Origin of the sequence: Corynebacterium sp. S5S1 (assembly GCF_001913985.1) — a bacterium.
Classification (GTDB): Bacteria; Actinomycetota; Actinomycetes; order Mycobacteriales; family Mycobacteriaceae; genus Corynebacterium; species Corynebacterium marquesiae.
Genome location: NZ_MKXT01000010.1, coordinates 37520 through 54361 on the forward strand (window position 1 = coordinate 37520; position 16842 = coordinate 54361).

The window sequence follows — 16842 nt, forward strand, 5'->3', positions numbered from 1 at the left end:
CGCAAAAGGCGCCGCGGCGGGAAGCCGGCGGCGCCTTACTTGCAACGCAGTGGTGCGGGTCTAGCCCGCACCACTGCGGGGGTTAGTCCTCGATGTGGGTGGTAGCGGTCGGATCATCCAGCTTGAGATCCTTGGCTGCCTTCTCCACAACGGAGCGCTCAATCTTGCCCTCGCGAGCCAGGCCGTCGAGTACGGCGACGACGATCGACTCGGCATCGATGTTGAAGTAGCGGCGTGCGCCTTCGCGAGTATCGGAGAAGCCGAAGCCATCCGCACCCAAGGTGATGTAGGTACCTGGGACGTATGGGCGGATCTGCTCCTGCAGCTCAGTGGTGAAGTCAGAGACGCCAACGAACGGACCCTCGTAGCCCTTGAGCTGGGAGGTAGCAAATGCCTCGGTCGGCTCCTCACCCTTGCGCAGGGCCTCCTTGTTGCGGCGGGCACCGTCGCGGGCCAGCTCGTTCCAGGAGGTGACGGAGAAGATGGAGGCCTTGACATCGAAGTCGTCGGCAAGCAGCTGCTGCGCGCGCAGCGCCTCGTGCACGCCCACGCCGGAAGCCAAGATATTGGCAGCAATAGAGCCGCCCTCAGCGGTGTTGAAGTGGTAGATGCCCTTGTGCAGGCCCTCCACGTCCAGATCCTCCGGCTCGGCCGGCTGGTGCACCGGCTCGTTGTAGACGGTGAGGTAGTACATGACGGCCTCGTTGTCCTCGCCGTACATGCGCTCAATACCGCGGGTGACCAAGTGGGCAACCTCATAGCCAAAGGCCGGGTCATAGGAAACTACAGCCGGGTTGGTAGCGGCCAGGACAGGGGAGTGGCCGTCCATGTGCTGCAGGCCCTCACCGGTCAGGGTGGTGCGGCCGGCGGTAGCGCCAATAATGAAGCCGCGGCCCATCTGGTCACCAGCTGCCCAGAAGGCATCGCCGGTGCGCTGGAAGCCAAACATCGAGTAGAAGATGTACAGCGGAATCATGGCCTCGCCCTGGGTGGCGTAGGACGTTGCTGCCGCGGTGAAGGAGGCAGCGGCGCCGGCCTCAGAAATGCCCTCGTGCATGATTTGGCCGTCGGTGGCCTCGCGGTAGGAGAGCATCAGGTCATGGTCAACCGGGACGTAGTTCTGGCCGCGTGGGTTCCAGATCTTCATGGTGGGGAACCAGGAGTCCATGCCGAAGGTGCGGGCCTCGTCCGGAATGATCGGCACGACGCGCTTGCCCAGCTCCTTGTTGCGCATGATCTCCTTAAAGGTGCGCACCAAGGCCATGGTGGTAGCTACTTCCTGCTTGCCGGAGCCCTTGCGCACGGAGCGCAGCTTATCCAGCGCAGGTGCCTCAAGCGGGGTGAAGTCCTCACGGCGCTCCGGCAGGAAGCCGCCGAGCTCTTTACGACGCTCCAGCATGTACTTGATCTCCGGGGAATCCTTGCCCGGGTGGTAGTACGGCGGCAGGTACGGATCTTTCTCCAGCTCCTCATCGGAGAACGGAATCTCCTGCTTATCGCGGAAGCGTTTCAGATCATCCAGGGTGAGCTTCTTCATCTGGTGGGTGGCGTTGCGGCCCTCGAAGTTATGGCCCAGGCCGTAGCCCTTAATGGTGTGCGCCAGGATGACGGTTGGCTTGCCGGTGCCCTTGTTCTCCAGCGCGCGAGCGTAGGCGGCGTAGACCTTGCGGTAATCGTGGCCGCCGCGGCGCAGTGCCCAAATCTCATCATCGGACATGTCCTCTACCAGCTTGGCCGTGCGCTCATCGCGGCCGAAGAAGTGCTCGCGTACATAGGCGCCATCATTCGCCTTGAAGGTCTGGTAGTCACCATCGGAGGTGGTGTTCATGACGTTGACCAGGGCACCCTCGGTGTCCTTTTCCAGCAGCTTATCCCAGCCGCGGCCCCAAATAACCTTGATGACCTCCCAGCCGGCGCCGCGGAAGAAGGATTCCAGCTCCTGGATGATCTGGGTATTGCCGCGAACCGGGCCGTCGAGGCGCTGCAGGTTGCAGTTGACCACGAAGGTGAGGTTATCCAGCTCGTAGAGGGATGCGATCTGCAGCAGGCCGCGGGATTCTGGCTCGTCCATCTCGCCATCGCCCAAGAAAGCCCATACGTGCTGATTGGAGGTGTCCTTGATGCCGCGGGTCTCCAGGTACTTATTAAAGCGCGCCTGGTAGATAGCGTTAATCGGGCCCAAGCCCATGGATACGGTGGGGAATTCCCAGAACCATGGCATCAGGCGCGGGTGCGGGTAGGAGGGCAGGCCCTCGCCCTCACCGCGGGAGACCTCTTGGCGGAAGCTGTCCAGATCCTTTTCGGTAAGGCGGCCTTCCATGTATGCGCGCGCGTACATGCCTGGGGAAGCGTGGCCCTGGAAAAAGACCTGGTCGCCGCCCGAAGGATCGTCCTTGCCCTTGAAGAAGTGGTTCAGGCCGACCTCATACAGCGGGGCAGCGCCTGCGTAGGTGGAGATGTGTCCGCCCACGCCAATGCCTGGGCGCTGTGCGCGGTGCACCATGACGGCTGCGTTCCAGCGAATCCAGCGGCGGTAGCGCTTTTCCAGCTCCTCATCACCTGGGAACTCCGGCTCCATGGTGGTGGGGATGGTGTTGACGAAGTCCGTAGACGTCAGCGATGGCATCTCAACGCGCTTCGCGGTAGCGCGCTCGAGCAGGCGCAGCATCAGGTAGCGTGCGCGCTCCGGATCGGAGTGGTCCAGCAGACCATCGAGGGAGTCCATCCACTCGCGAGTCTCTTCTGGATCATTATCGTGAAGATACGATGCAACGCCGTCGCGGATGAGGGGGAAGTTGGAGTCGCCCTGGTGGGCGTCCTTCTCGGCCATTTAAACCTCCTATTTAAGGGTCTGCACAGTTTGCTTACTACGATACGCGCTCACAGATCCACAGTCGTTGTGAAGTCCGACTTAAGGGTACGTGCGGTACGTTACATTGCTATAACCAGTATCTTTGCGAAGTTCGGTGGGGTAAAAGAGGGTAGTTTGCTAACTCTGTGGATTCGGTTGCGGCAGCGGGAGGGCCTGCAAAATGGGGGAATTGTGGCCCTTAGGCGGGTAAAAGGGTCCGGTGGGCGTTAAAATACTTCTATTAAGCCGCGATTTACCCGCAGGATGTGGGCAATACGCGGACCAGACATTCACTAAATCAGGAAGGAAATGCATAGTGGCTGACGCTGCAGTCAAGCTCGGAATCAAGGAAGGGCAAATCGCCCTGGAGCTTGGTTGGGACGAGGATTGCGATACCGCGATCTCTGAATCGATCGAGGCCGTGCTCGGTGATGACTTCTTGGAAGAAGAAAATGACGAGCTGTGCGATGTAGTTCTTCTTTGGTGGCGCGAAGAAGATGGCGACCTTGTGGATGGACTGGTGGACGCGAGCCGCCCGCTGGCCGATAACGGCGCAGTCTGGCTGCTTACCCCGGGTGCCGGCAAGCCGGGAACCGTAGAGCCTGGGCTCATCTCTGAGTCCGCTCAGCTGGCAGGCCTAGTGCAGACCAAGGCGGAGCGCCTAGGCGAGTGGCAAGGCTCGTGCTTGGTGCAGCGCGGCTACACTAAGAAGTAGGGCTTTACCTGCCGATTTGTGTTGCTTTAGCAACCTGCGCTACTGTTTCTAACAGCGCAAGAGCGCATGCGGCTTTAGCTCAGCTGGAAGAGCAATTGGTTTACACCCAATAGGTCGGGGGTTCGATCCCCTCAGGCCGCACCAGGTCAGACCCCCTTTTTGAGAAATCGGAGAGGGGGTCTTACGCATATCCACGACAATCCCACGACACCCGAGGGGTAAGGGTCAAAATATGTGTCTGGATGGGTGCGTCATTGGGGCTAGATTTTCCAGCTTCCAGGCCGGCTGACTGGGGATAGACGGTGTCAGCGAAGTCCTAATCGTTGGGCTAATCAGTACGGCTGACGCTGCGCTAGGAAATGCCGGCCAGGCAGCAACTACTACGCCACCGCCCCAACGTGCGCGACACTAGAGCCAATTCATTGAGCTAGTGCTGTTCAGCTTGTCAGCGCAGCGCAGCAGGCGATGATCTGGGAAAATGCTGCTGCACTGGTGACATCGGGGTGATTCTTGGGTCTGGCCCCCGACGTGTCCACTTTCCGGGGGTCAGGCCCTAGTTCGTACATGAACTTTTGTAGGCTCGAGTACGCACGGTCCATAATCTGGAGTCGCAGCGTACGGTTGAACGGCAGGAACACTATCATCACCATTTGTCTTTTCAACTCGTGCGTAGACACCACGTTCACCGGCTCGCTTTACCGAAATGGAATCCGTAGATGCCTCCGCCACCGAAAGAGTCAACGCAATAGCTAATGCCAATTACCCCTTTTTCTATAAAAGGATTAGGCATATCAACTTGAAATGCCCCGATTTTTAAGTGCCATCTGGGCTTTTATAGATTAATCAAGAAATAAAAGACGCTCTGCAAGCGTGATGCGCCCATTTTCCACCGCGCGTATGAAAGAGGGGGAGGCTCTCCGAAGCTATCTTTGGGGACAGGAAGAGGTCTCTTGAAAAACGGCGAAACTCCTCCCACGGTGAGTTTTATTTTGAACAACGGCGCTATAGGTGTACAAATCGTTCTACCTCATGTAAACATGTTTACATGAGTGGATCGGTAATTAGCTTGCGCGTTGATGCCCAGCAAAAAGAGCGCCTTGATGCGCTTGCTGCTCGAACAGGGCGATCTGGAGCGTTTTATCTTCGCAAGGCCCTTGATTCCTATTTAGATCAACTTGAGTACGTATACATACTTGAGGCAGAAGCTGAGGCAGCTCGACGCGGCGAGCTAGAGACGATTTCGCTCCAGGAACTAGAGGACGAGTGTGGCTTGGTCGATTAGGTTTACTCCGCGTGCTGCAAAATCTTTCCGGAAGCTTGATAAGCCAGTACAAAAACACATCAGTAAGTTTCTCCGCGAGGTAGCAGAGTTAGACGATCCTCGCGTGGGCGGTAAGGGACTCGTTGGAGACAAGTCTGGCTTGTGGCGGTGGAGAGTAGGAGACTACCGGGTAACCTCCTCTATTTACGAAGATGTCGTAGTCATTAACGTCATCGATGTTGGCCACCGGCGCAATATTTACCTGTAGGGCATACCACTAACCACCGTCGCCCCTGACATATTTCTTGCTATATGGCGGGACATATGTCTCTCAGAAAGCAGTATCACCTGTACTTTCGACGGCAACCCGACGAGCCGCCAGGCGAGCCGGGAGCACCAAGAGCACCTCAGCACAACAGTGATGTCGGTTAGTTATCTCAAAACATGAGCTCGCGGAAATATAGCCATAATCAGCCCAGGAAAAGGCAGACCCGTGGGTGAGCCTCTATAAGCAAATTGCCCTTGAACAGCACCTGCGAGAATATACAGGACAGACCCTAGAAATCCCCGATCCCAGACACACTTTTTGACCCTTAGCCCTAACTTGTGGCCACGTTATGCTCCAAGAGGAGAGGGGTTAGTAGCGCTCACGGCGGCGTTTGTTCAGCTTGGCGTAGTGATCTGGTTTGGAGTCGCCGTAGCGCGAGCGATTGCGGCGGCTGGCGGCGTGCGAGGAGGATGCGGCGGCAACGGCGGAGGAATCGTCGTGCGCGGCTGCATGCTCGTGGGGGGCGGAGTCGGTGCCGGCTGTTGGCTCTGCGGGGCTGTGGTCCGCAGCAGGGGCCTCAGCAGTGGCGGGATCGGATGGGGTTGAGGCATCGGCGTCGAGGGCGGCGAGGGCCTCTTCCTCCTCGCGCAGGCGGCGGCGCTCACGGATTTCGGACCATACGAAGTAGCCCAAGCCCAGCGGGGCCATGATGCCGAAGGCAATCCATTGGTAGCCGTAGGAGAGGTGGTTGCCGCGGTCTAGCTGTGGGATCGGCATGGGGTTGAGCACGCCGGGCTGGTCGGCGGAGAGTTGGATGTAGTCGTGGGCCAGGGGGGCGTCGATAAGCGAGGCAATCTGCTCCGTATGGATGGAGTAGACCTGCTGGTAGCCCTCTTGCTTAATGGGGGCGGACTGGTGCTCGGCCTCATCGGCGCGGATCATGCCGGTGAGAGTGGTCTCGCCCGAGGGAGCATCAGGGATATCTGGCACGGCGTTGGCCTCGCCGGCCTTGACCCAGCCGCGGTTAACCAGGATGGTCAGGCCGGAATCGGTGCGGAAGGGAACCAGAGATTGGTAGGACGGACCGGAATCGACCGGGCGCAGGCGCAGCAGCACCTCATCCTGCGGCAGGTAATGGCCGTGCAGGGTGGCACGGGACCACTCATCGTCCTTGATGGCGCCGTTGCCATCCACGAGGTCTTCCACCGGCTGGGGGTCAGCCTCATAGGCGTGGGTGATGAGCTCGTTGCGTTCCACAATGTCATCGTCCTTGCCCAATTGCCACGGGGCAAGGACGGTAAAAGCAAGGTAGGAAAAAGCCACGACGAAAAGTAGCAGTAGAACCCAACCCGGCTTAAGGAACGTCTTTAGCATGGGGCCTAGTCTAGTCGCGGTTAGCGCGAATCCAATCCAGCAGGCCAGGCACGGCGGCCTCGATATTCTTGCGTGTGGTTTCAAAATCCGCTGCGGAACCGTAATACGGGTCTGCCACGTCCGCGTCCTCCGGGGAGTTGGGGTCGAAGCTGCGCATCAGGCGAATCTTGTCGGGATCGATGCCGTGCTCAATGAGGGCCGCGCGGTGGCCCTTGTCCATAGCAATGAAGAGATCAGCGTCCATGTGCTCTGCCCCCAGCTTGGCCGCGCGGTGGGAACCGCCATCGTGACCGCCGCGGCGCAGTTCGGCAACTGCGCGTTCGTCCGCGCCCTGGCCTACATGCCAGCCGCCGAGGCCGCAGGAATCTACGGTGGCGACGAGGTCTAGCATGTCCTTTTCCATTTCATCGCGCACGATGATCTCTGCCATGGGGGAGCGGCAGATATTTCCGGTGCAAACAAAAACGAGGTAAAGGCCGGAGCGGGTATCGGTCTCGGTCATGCGGAAAACCCCTTCGCGCGAATAGTACTGTGGTGCGGAAGATAGGATATAGCAGTAGTAACTATTCCATGAAACGAGCATAAAGGAGCACCTCCATGTCCACTGTGAGCGTGGGCGATGTCCGCCGCGTACTCGATGAGGCCTACCCGCCGCACCTGGCGGAAAAGTGGGATGCCGTGGGGCTTATCTGCGGGGATCCGACCGCGGAGGTAAAGCGGGTGGCTTTCGCTTTGGACTGCACCCAAGCGGTGGCCGAGCGCGCGGTGGAGCTCGGCGCGGACATGCTCGTGGTTCACCACCCGTTGCTTTTGCGCGGGGTGGAGTCCGTGGCGGCCGATACGCCCAAGGGCAAGGTAGTGCACACGTTGGTCAGCAATGGCGTTGCGCTCTTTGCGGCCCACACCAACGCGGATAAGGCGCGGCCGGGCGTCAACGATAAGCTCGCGGAGCTGGTAGGCATCAACCCCGGCCGGCCCATCGTGCCGGAGCCCCAGGGCGTGGATAAGTGGGGCGTGCACGTGCCGGTCGCCGCGGCCGAGGAGGTAAAGCAGGCGCTTTTCGACGCCGGCGCGGGCCACATCGGCTCTTACTCCCACTGCTCCTTCGATATCGCGGGCACGGGCCAATTCCAGCCCGAGGAGGGTGCTGACCCCACCGAAGGCGAGATCGGCGCGCTGCATCGCGGCGAGGAACTCCGCGTCGAGTTCGTCGCCCCAGCAGCACTTCGCTCTTCTTTGCTGAAGGCCCTGCATACCGCCCACCCTTATGAGGTGCCGGCCTATGACATCACGGAAACCGCCGGCCACCACGACCTGGAAAATGCGCTCGGCCTGGGGCGTGTGGGAGAGCTGCCGCAGGAGATGACCCTGCGCGAGTTCACCCAGCAGGTGGCCAATGCCCTGCCGGAGACCGCCTGGGGTATCCGCGCCGCCGGCGATCCGGAACAGAAGGTGCGCACCGTGGCCGTGTCTTCCGGTTCGGGAGATTCTTTCCTCTCCGCGGCCGCGAAGCTAGGCGTGGACGTGTACGTTACCTCGGATCTGCGCCACCACCCGGTGGATGAGCACCTGCGCGCCGGCGGCCCCGCCGTCATCGATACCGCCCACTGGGCCAGCGAATTTCCGTGGACGGCCCAGGCGCGCGATATCGTAGAGAATGCTTTAGAACTGGATACGGAAATTATTAGCCTGCGCACCGACCCGTGGACTATCTCTGCGCACCCAAAGGAGTCATAAGTGAAACTATCGCAAGAACTACAGCCGGTACTGCTGGAGCTGGCCAACCTGGAACGCTCGCAGGGCCATGGCGCAAAGAAGGAAATCCCGGAACAAGCCGAGTATGACAAGGCCAAGGAGGAGCACAAGCGCCTGCTGGATGCCTCCGGTTCTGCGCAGATGGCCGTCGATGACATGGAGACCGAAATCCTGCGCATCCAGGCCGATGAGCGCAAGCTGCGCCAGCGCGAGCGCGATGATAAGCGCCAGCTCGGCGCCGCAGTGGACCCAGAAACCCGCAAGGATCTGGAGCACGACCTCTACGCTGCCAAGTCCCGCATCGCAGATCTCATGAGCGAGCTGCAGGAGGCGCATAACGAGGTGCACGCGCTGCGTTCCAACCTGGATGTCCACGGCGCGCGCGTTTCCGATTCCGAGCGCAAGCTGGAAAAGCTGCGCCGTGCGGCCGAGGCGGCTAAGGAAGCGGCCGCCAATCAAGAAGATCCGGCCGTGCGCATCGGCGAGCTGCGCGATCAACTGCCCGCCGGAGTGCTCAGCGAGTACGATACCCAGCGCGAGGAAAATGGCGTAGGCGCTGCCCAGTTCAAGGCCAACCGCGCCTGCGGCGGTTGCTTCATCGTCTTGCCGCCGGCCGAGCAAAACGCTGTGCGCAATGCCCCGGCCGATGAGCTGCCGCAGTGCGGCGATTGCGGCTCCTACCTGGTGCGCCTGGTCTAATGAAGGTCATCATTTACGCCGATGGCGGCTCCCGCGGCAACCCCGGAGTAGCCGGTTCCGGCACCGTCATTTATGACGGCAGTGGGCAGCACATCCTGCGCGAAATTGTCTATGTGGTAGGTACCAAGTCCACCAATAACGTCGCTGAGTACAACGGCTTGTTGCGCGGGCTTGAAGCCGCCACCGAGCTGGGCGCTACCGAGGTGGAATTCCACATGGATTCCAAGTTGGTGGTGGAACAGATCAACGGCCGCTGGAAGATCAAGCACCCTGATATGCAGAAGCTGGCCCTGCGCGCCCGCGAATACATCAACGGCTTTTCTTCTTTCAGCCTGGACTGGGTACCGCGCGCCAAAAACAAGGTGGCAGACGCCCTGTCTAATGACGCCATGGATGCCGCGGCCGCCGGGCACCCAGAAGGCATTGTTGGTGGCGAAGAAGACTCCGAGTCAGCCCCAGCCGCAGAGCAGGACACCACCGCGCCGCACCCCACCGATTGGCTGGGGGATCGTGGACCTACCACTCGCTTTATCTTGCTGCGCCATGGGCAGACGGAGATGTCGGCCGCCAAGCAGTACTCCGGCCGCGCCAATCCGGGCCTTACGGAGCTCGGACAAAAGCAGGCGCTTGCTGCTGCCCAAGCGCTTGCCGGCACCGACTTTGATGCCATCGTCTGCTCGCCCCTGCGGCGCTGCCAAGAAACCGCTGCGGCCGTAGCCAATGGCCGCGATATCGCGGTAGAAACCGTCGAAGGCCTCATCGAAGTGGACTTCGGTGCGTGGGAAGGCAAGACCGCAGCCGAGGCCCACCAGCGCGATCCGGAACTCCACGAGGAATGGCTGCACGATGCGAGCGTCGCCTGTCCGGGCGGCGAATCGCTGCAAGCGGTCAATCGCCGCGTGCGCACCACCCGCAAGGAGCTCCAAGAGCGCTTCGCAGGCAAGACCGTGTTGGTGGTTAGCCACGTCAACCCAATTAAGTCCTTCATCCGCCAGGCGCTCGATGCCGGCCCAGCCACCTTTGGACACCTCTTCCTCGACCTGGCTGCTATTTCGCGGGTGGAGTTCTGGGATGGCGGCTCTATGGTGCACGGATTTAACGATGTGGGCCACCTGGCAGGCCTGCGCTAGAATAAGGAACGCGAATGAGCCGGCCGGGTGATCGCGTCGCTTCAAACGGGTAGCCACGTGCTGCCGCGTGGGCGCCGAGGAAAGTCCGGACTCCACAGAGCACGGTGGTTGCTAACGGCAACCCGGGGAAACCCGCGGGCAAGTGCAACAGAAAGTAGACCGCCTTGTGCCTCCGCTTGAGCTTCGGCCCAAGTTGGAGCAGCAAGGTAAGGGTGAAACGGTGCGTTAAGAGCGCACCAGCACCGTCAGTGATGGCGGTGGCTGGGTAAACCCCACCGGGAGCAAGGCATCACGGCCCCGCCACGTTGCGGGGCCCGATCAGGCGTTTTAAGGCTGCTCGCTCGAGCCTGAAGGTAGCTGCTGGAACCAACTGGCAACGGTTGGTCTAGATGGATGTTCACCGCGCGGTGCTTCCCAGGGAGTGCCGCGGTTAGACAGAATCCGGCTTATAGGCCGACTCATTCGCCCTACTACGTTTATGGTGGTGGGCATGAAGCTCTATGCCGCCCCGCTTGATTTCCGCGCCATTGCCACAGAATTTTCGGTAGCCACCGATTTTCCGGCCGAGGTCACCGACCAGGCCGTCCGCGCGCAGGACCGATACGCCGACTCGCGCCGCGACGCCCGCGAAATTCCCTTCGTGACCCTGGATCCCGCCGGCTCCATGGACTTGGATCAGGCGGTTTACATCGAAGAACGCGAGGGCGGATACCGTGTCTACTATGCCATCGCGGACGTTGCTGCTTTCATTGAGCCCGGCAGCGAGCTGGAGCGCGAATCCTTCCGCCGCGGCCAGACCATCTATCTTCCCGATGAACCCGCGCGCCTGCACCCGCCCGAGCTTTCGGAGGACCGAGCCTCGCTGTTGCCTGGCACCGATAAACCGGCCGTGCTGTGGACCTTTGACTTGGATGGCAACGGCGAGGTGGAGTCCTTCCACGTCGAGCGCGCGCTGATTTACTCCCAGGCCCGCCTGGATTATGAAGGCGCGCATGCGGACCTCGCGGCCGGCAGCCTGCACCCGTCCATTGCATTATTGCCGGAGGTCGGACGATTGCGCCAGGAATCCTCCCTGCGCCGTGCGGCCATTTCCTTGCGCCTGCCCTCCCAGCGCGTCGTGGAAAATGCTGACGGCACCTTTGAGCTCATCATCGAGCCGCGCTATGAGGTCATGGATTTTAACTCGGAGATCTCCCTGCTCGCCGGCATGTGCGCTGGGCGCCTCATGCAGGAAGCCGGCGTGGGCTTCTTGCGCACCCTGCCCGCGGCCGAGCCGGAGCATGAGCACCAATTTCGCGCCGAGGCCCAAGCCCTAGGCTTTGCGCTTGGCGATGCCCCCATTCCCCAGTTTCTCCTTACCGTCGACGCCGATTCCCCGCGGGGCATGGCCGTCATGCGTGAGGCCCAAAGCCTTTTGCGGGGCGCCGACTATGCCTGGCTAGGCGAGCAAGAGGCGCAGGTACACGCCGGTATTGGTGGCTACTATGCCCACGTCACCGCGCCGCTGCGGCGCCTGTCCGATAGGTTCGCCACTGAGATCTGCCTAGCCCTATGCGGCGACTACGAGGTTCCCGGCTGGGTGGGGGAGCGCGCCACGGACGTCATTGGCGCAATGCGCTCTACTTCGCAGCTTGCCTCCCAGGTGGATAAGGCCTGCCTTAACCTCACCGAGGCCACCGTGCTGCGCCCTTGGCTGGGCACCAATTTCCCGGCCACCGTTGTCAGCGGCGATCCGAAGCGGGATAAAGCTCGGATTTTTGTTCCGGAGCCACCCGTCTTCGGCCAATCTGTAGGCGCGCCAGAAACCGGCAGCGAAACCACCGTCTCGCTGGTGACAGCGGATACCAATTCGCGCGAGGTGCTCTTTGCGTGGCCTGCTGATTAGCCGGAGAGGCTACTAGCTTTCGCCGCGCGCAGCCTCGCCTGGCTGCAACTCGACTACGAGCAGGCCGTCTTCCGCCAAGTCGGCCGCAAAGTTGTGCGCGCTTTTCGCCGGAACGTAGGCAATGACCGCATTTGAAGTCCCCGCGTGTGCCGAACGGCCCGCTACGGCGCCGCGGACCGTGACCAGCTCGGCGAGCTTTTCCGCCGAATCCAAGCCGTAGATATTGGCCAAGGAAGACTGCGACTGCAAAAGGATAGGGAAGAGCTCCGCGCCGCGGTGCGAGCGCAGGAAGCGAGTGAACTTTTCTACGCGCTCAGTTTCTTCCTCATAAAAGGCCATCCACTCCGTGGCGGCGCTGATACTCGGGCGGCCCTCCTCGCCGTAGACCTTGTGGACGGCTTTGAGCCAGTCGAGGACGCGCTGTTGGGCGTCTGGAAGCAAGCGCAGTGAATCGGTGCCAAAGGAGTGGCACGCATCGTCGATAAAGCGCTGCCGTTGGCGGATATCGGCGATAGCCTTTTCCTCCTGCGCGGAAAAATCTTCCGGCACCGCCACTGCGAAGGCAGCTATCTCGCGGCCTACAAGGTGCGGGGCGTGGGTAACAGAACCATCGGCGTAATCCATGATGCATACGCCCTCACCCGTGCTGCGCAGGGCTGCGCTGTGGCGGGCACGCAAAGGCGGCCGCGCACCAAAGGTAGTAACGGCCTGGGTGCATACATCCGCCACCCGGGCCCTTAGCGGCGCATCCAGGTCCGCATCGGCCCCCATGAGGGCCAGCGCTACCGCGACATCCGCGGCGGCATCTGCACCCAAACCCGCACCTTCCGGAATATCGGAGGCGATGGTGATATCCGCGCCGGCTGTCTCACGAGAGAGCAACTGGCGGTTAATCATCGTGTGGACGATGCCACCCACGCGAGCGGCCAGACCTCCTTCCGGTGCCGGTGGAATGATTGGCTGTCCCTCTGCATCCGTGGTGGGTTGTTGCGCTGTTGCCAGCTCTGCGAGCGCTTGCAGACTAATCGAGTCATGAGCAGTCTCGCCCTGAGATGGGTGGAAATGTACGGCCACCACGCCATCGGTGCGCGGGCTTACTGCAGCAGCGGTGCGTAGCTTGTCCACGCACATGGCAACAATGCCGCCGAAGTGGTCAATGTGTTCACCAATGAGGGACCACGTTGCCGGCGCGCTGGCGGTATGCGTTGGAGCGCTGCCCGTGAACTCGGTATGTGCTTGGGCGGCGCGCTCGGCTACAGGCTCTGCAGGCGTTGACCACAGTGGCATGGGTGCTAAAGCTCCTTTTCCAGGTTCTGAGACCAGTAGTCTTCGTTGCCCCACACACGCGGTGGTGCGTTTAAAGCAACGAACGCCCGCCACCTATGTGCGCGGTGGCGGGGAATACGACATGGATTCGTATAAAAGAATTGTGCTGCCCACATTCTAGCGGGCATCGGTGAGACGGCGTAGGTAGTGTGGGCACAAGCCATATCAGCGGCAGCACTTAGCCGGTGCCGCTGATGCAACGACTGAGAGGATAGTTTCATGAGCGATGCAGACCAGAAGTGGTTCTTTGATCCCGCCACTAAGGAAGTCAGCCAAGGCAAAACTTCTGGCTGGGAAAATCGGATGGGCCCGTATGACACCCGCGAAGAGGCAGAAAACGCCATCGAAATCGCCCAAGCCCGCAATGATGCGGCAGATGCCGCAGACAAAGAGGATGACTGGAAGTAAATAACCTCCAGCCATCTTTTTCTACGCCGTGTTTCCCAGTAACTGTCTGGGAAGCGCGGCTACTTTAGTTTCTTACGCAGCGGCTTAAACGCCGCCTTGATGTCTTTGAAAGACTCGGCGTAATCGTCAAGAGCCTTTAGCCCGATGGTGCGCTCGCGCTGATAGAGCAGACCGTAGCCAAAGGTATTTTCCCCACGACGGCGAGCGGACTCTGCCAGATCGAGCAGCTTATCGCGCGAAGTCACCGAATCCTGGAAGTCACCGAGCACCGACTGCATCTGCTTGCAGGCCTTGTAGAGGCGCTTGGTCTTGAGGTTGGTGGCAGAACCAGCTGCTTCAGCTGCATAGCGCAGCTTCTTTGCTGCCTTGCGCATATCGTGGAAATAATCCTCGCGCTCGTGCAGGGACAATTCCTGGTTATCCCAGTTCTCCACGGCCTTCTTATGGCGCTTAACCAGCTTTTTATAGGCCTTTTCAAGGTGCTGCGCCATCACGGTATCCATGTCGGCGGACTTGTCCTTGGACTTCTTTTTCTCCGGCTTGTGCTCGGACTTCTCCGCAGCAGGCGCGCTGTCCTCGCTGGATTCGGTAGGGGTAGCGGCGTCCTCTTCCGCAGAGGACTGTTCCTCCGTCGCCTCCGCCTCGCTTGCTGCCCGAACGGACTCCTGCTGCTTATCGGCCGTTGGCGGGTCTGCGAGCAGGCGGTCAAGGGACTCCAGCAGCTCTAGGTAACGTTCGGAATCAAGGGCAGCGATAACGCGACGGTGCGCACGGCGGTAGGCGGTGCCCATATCTTGTGCAATGTGCTCGCGGGTGGAGTCATCCAAGGTGTCAGAATCTTCGGATTCCAACAGCTTCTGCCAGCGCTCTTCCACAACTTCCGCATCGCGAGCAACGCCCAAGATGCCGGCGAGCTCCTTGAGCTCGGCTTCAATTTTTTCGATTTCTGGGCCGACCACAATGCCGTGGAAGGTCTGAAGGTGGCTGCGCAGCTCGCGGGTAGCTACACGCATCTGATGCACCGAATCCCACTCATCGCGGCGCACACGTGGATCATAATCAACCAGCTTGTCGCGGTTAGCTTGCAGCGCGGTGATCACGGCGGCGGCAGGGGAGTCCGAGTCCACGTCCGGCGTTACCAAGGCCGGGGGAAGCGGGGCGTTGGCATAAGAATCACCCAAGGCCGATTTCAGCTTGGATGGGGAAGAAGATACGCGAGCGCCGGCACCGATAAGCAGGGAAGTAGCACGGCGAATGAACTGCGTTCCTTCCTCGGTACCAGGTAGCTCACCCGCGAGCTCTACTTCCCACTCGCGCCACGACTGCTGCTGGCCACCAGGAAGGAAGGAAAAGGCGGTGACGTGGTCATCGCAGAATTCTGCTACCGGCTTATTCTCGGTATCCGCTAGGACCATCTCGGTACGCTTGTTGTCTACCTGAGCAATTGGGGCGAGCTCATTGTGACGGACAATTGAGCGGACCTGGTGGAGAAGCTCCTCAGGTACTTCGTAGCGGCCATCTACAGGTTCTCCCAGCTCGGCGTGGATTTCAGTGCGGCCAGCCTCGCTAGGAATCTTGATATGCCAACCATCATCATTGCCACCGGTGCGGCGGCGGAGGGTGATCTTTGCGTGGGTGAGGCGGAGGTCTTCAGTGTCGTAGTAGATGGCGGATAGTGCGTGGTGGCGCGTGTCCGCGACGTGGTCAACTCCCTCAAGGCGGGTCAGTTCAGGGAGCTGAGTGGACTCGGCTACGGAGAATTTCGCTTCAACTTCGAGAAAAGACTGTGTAGACATTCACGTACCTTCTACTTTCTAGACCTAATCAATCTCATCGGTGATCTTACCTGTAATGACCTCGTTGTGGTGCCATTATTCGCCCCCGTTCGCTAGCAGGGAACGGGGGCGAAGATGCGTATTGAACAGGGGAAATTACCGTGTAATTTCTGGAACTGAACCGAGCCCTGAAGCGTCTCCTCCTAAGTGAGATTTATCGGCAGCGGCAATGCCATCGTTGATGCCGTGCAGACTGTTCATTGATAGTGACATCTCTGTGAGATTGGGGAAGAGACGGTTGCGGGTATCGATGGCGTGATCGGTGCGTGCTTGCAATGCGGGAAGCGTTTGGGTGGCTACAGCCTCTGCATGGTGTGAGCAATACTGAGACTCACGCAGGTTTTCAGCAATTCCGTCCTCATTGGCTTGGGTGAGCAATTCACCGATGCGGGCTGCATAAGACAGACGGAAGCTGCGGCGATAAGCGGCAGTGGAATTAGTAGCGCGGGCGATTTCCGCTCCATCGCCGTTACGCATAAACCAGTCACATTGGCGGTTGAGGGAGGCAAAAAGGTCGGCGCAATGGGCGGCATCGGCAGGAGCGCCAATCACACAGGCTAGACCTTTGTCATGGATGAGGAGCGTGGTGCATCCATTGGCGTCGGAGATGGTGCTGAGCAGGGAAGCCTGGTGCTTGATATAGGGCGGGTGTATGTGCACGCGATGAGAAATGAGATCGGGGAGTTCGGACGTAAGCAGATCCTCGATGCGATACTTCTGTTGCAGGGACTGCGCTTTAGAAATAAGAACCTCGGCCTCATCTTCAAAACTGGTGGACTCAGCCTTGCGTAGAAGGCCTAGGACCTTTGCACGAATTTTGCGTTGTTTATCGCTAAGGCCGTCTTCTCGCAAGGATTCGCCAGAGGCCAAAAGTTCAGTATCGCGCAACCTAGGCAGATGAATTAGCTCTTTAATAATGGCGCGCAGCTTATCGCGCGGAATGAAATTTTCTTCCGGCGGTGCCATTTGTAGCCAAGCCTTGCGTAAGGCAGGGGAGGTAATCCGTGCCGGCACATGGGGGCTAGCACGGTAGATAATGGGATAGGCGTGTGGGCCTAAGACATGCTCTAAATCCGCCGGTGCCCAACCATGTTGCGCGGCGGTGATGAGGCGTTCGATTACGTGAGCGGAAAGGTCATCGCAGTGTGAGGTCATAAAACTTAGTCCTTTAACAGGTGTACGTGTGTTCGCTTGCTTTCTCAGCAAAGCATGCGCACCAATTGGCACGTGAAGGAAAAGCCCCCGCTAGATACCCCCTAGATACTCTTGCGACCTGCGCTTTTCTCCCTGGAAAAACTGTCGCATGAACTGTACATCCCTCGGAGGTAAGCCGGT

14 protein-coding genes, 1 tRNA gene and 1 other RNA gene are annotated in these 16842 nt (G+C 60.0%); 10 read left to right on the forward strand and 6 right to left on the reverse strand.

Annotated elements, in window-relative coordinates; genetic code table 11:
- Positions 1 to 82 precede the first annotated feature (82 nt).
- A complete protein-coding gene (aceE, locus tag BKN05_RS05520) occupies positions 83 to 2830 on the reverse strand; it encodes a pyruvate dehydrogenase (acetyl-transferring), homodimeric type (protein ID WP_286688163.1) in 2748 nt (915 codons plus the stop codon).
- A gap of 337 nt (positions 2831 to 3167) precedes the next feature.
- Here aceE and BKN05_RS05525 point away from each other — a divergent pair, with 337 nt between their 5' ends.
- The 4 genes from BKN05_RS05525 (at position 3168) to BKN05_RS05540 (ending at position 5095) form a co-directional block, all read left to right on the forward strand.
- Entirely contained in the window at positions 3168 to 3566 is a 399-nt protein-coding gene (locus BKN05_RS05525; RefSeq protein ID WP_005324380.1) for a DUF3052 domain-containing protein, read from the forward strand.
- A gap of 68 nt (positions 3567 to 3634) precedes the next feature.
- A tRNA-Val gene (locus tag BKN05_RS05530) sits at positions 3635 to 3710 on the forward strand.
- Positions 3711 to 4611: 901 nt separating this feature from the next.
- A complete protein-coding gene (gene relB / locus BKN05_RS05535; protein ID WP_286688164.1) occupies positions 4612 to 4848 on the forward strand; it encodes a type II toxin-antitoxin system RelB family antitoxin in 237 nt (78 codons plus the stop codon).
- Complete coding sequence (locus BKN05_RS05540) at positions 4832 to 5095, forward strand: type II toxin-antitoxin system RelE family toxin (RefSeq protein WP_286688165.1); 264 nt, start codon at positions 4832 to 4834, stop codon at positions 5093 to 5095. Before relB ends, BKN05_RS05540 begins: the two co-directional genes overlap by 17 nt.
- Positions 5096 to 5464: 369 nt before the next feature.
- On the opposite strand, the gene BKN05_RS05545 is transcribed toward BKN05_RS05540, so the two are convergent.
- Together BKN05_RS05545 and BKN05_RS05550 are read right to left on the reverse strand one after the other, a co-directional pair.
- Positions 5465 to 6469 carry an SURF1 family cytochrome oxidase biogenesis protein gene (locus tag BKN05_RS05545; protein WP_286688166.1) on the reverse strand — a complete coding sequence of 335 codons (1005 nt, stop codon included), beginning with the start codon at positions 6467 to 6469 and terminating at the stop codon, positions 5465 to 5467.
- A 10-nt stretch (positions 6470 to 6479) separates the two neighbouring features.
- Positions 6480 to 6971 carry a low molecular weight protein-tyrosine-phosphatase gene (locus BKN05_RS05550; RefSeq protein ID WP_049377734.1) on the reverse strand — a complete coding sequence of 164 codons (492 nt, stop codon included), beginning with the start codon at positions 6969 to 6971 and terminating at the stop codon, positions 6480 to 6482.
- A gap of 95 nt (positions 6972 to 7066) precedes the next feature.
- Here BKN05_RS05550 and BKN05_RS05555 point away from each other — a divergent pair, with 95 nt between their 5' ends.
- The 5 genes from BKN05_RS05555 to BKN05_RS05575 all read left to right on the forward strand — a co-directional run bounded on the left by BKN05_RS05555 (position 7067) and on the right by BKN05_RS05575 (position 11938).
- Positions 7067 to 8206 carry a Nif3-like dinuclear metal center hexameric protein gene (locus BKN05_RS05555; RefSeq protein ID WP_286688167.1) on the forward strand — a complete coding sequence of 380 codons (1140 nt, stop codon included), beginning with the start codon at positions 7067 to 7069 and terminating at the stop codon, positions 8204 to 8206.
- Positions 8207 to 8923, forward strand: coding sequence for a zinc ribbon domain-containing protein (locus BKN05_RS05560; protein ID WP_239273529.1), 717 nt, complete (start codon positions 8207 to 8209; stop codon positions 8921 to 8923). It abuts the gene before it with no gap.
- Complete coding sequence (locus BKN05_RS05565; protein WP_286688168.1) at positions 8923 to 10053, forward strand: bifunctional RNase H/acid phosphatase; 1131 nt, start codon at positions 8923 to 8925, stop codon at positions 10051 to 10053. Before BKN05_RS05560 ends, BKN05_RS05565 begins: the two co-directional genes overlap by 1 nt.
- A gap of 15 nt (positions 10054 to 10068) precedes the next feature.
- Positions 10069 to 10518: RNase P RNA component class A (gene rnpB, locus BKN05_RS05570), an RNA gene on the forward strand.
- 25 nt (positions 10519 to 10543) lie between these two features.
- Positions 10544 to 11938, forward strand: coding sequence for a ribonuclease catalytic domain-containing protein (locus BKN05_RS05575; protein ID WP_286688169.1), 1395 nt, complete (start codon positions 10544 to 10546; stop codon positions 11936 to 11938).
- A gap of 12 nt (positions 11939 to 11950) precedes the next feature.
- Here the strand turns inward: BKN05_RS05575 and BKN05_RS05580 are convergent, their stop codons facing one another.
- Positions 11951 to 13225, reverse strand: a complete 1275-nt coding sequence (locus tag BKN05_RS05580) for a galactokinase family protein (RefSeq protein WP_049377729.1) — start codon at positions 13223 to 13225, stop codon at positions 11951 to 11953.
- Positions 13226 to 13483: 258 nt separating this feature from the next.
- Between BKN05_RS05580 and BKN05_RS05585 the strand changes: the two genes are divergently transcribed.
- Positions 13484 to 13672: a hypothetical protein gene (locus tag BKN05_RS05585; protein ID WP_049377728.1), complete on the forward strand. Its 189-nt coding sequence runs from the start codon at positions 13484 to 13486 to the stop codon at positions 13670 to 13672.
- Positions 13673 to 13731: 59 nt separating this feature from the next.
- Here BKN05_RS05585 and BKN05_RS05590 read toward each other — a convergent pair whose 3' ends face one another.
- Positions 13732 to 15468, reverse strand: coding sequence for a CYTH and CHAD domain-containing protein (locus BKN05_RS05590; RefSeq protein WP_049377727.1), 1737 nt, complete (start codon positions 15466 to 15468; stop codon positions 13732 to 13734).
- A 135-nt stretch (positions 15469 to 15603) separates the two neighbouring features.
- On the reverse strand, positions 15604 to 16662 hold the full coding sequence (locus BKN05_RS05595; RefSeq protein WP_286688170.1) for a DUF2786 domain-containing protein: 1059 nt from the start codon (positions 16660 to 16662) through the stop codon (positions 15604 to 15606).
- Positions 16663 to 16842: the final 180 nt, after the last annotated feature.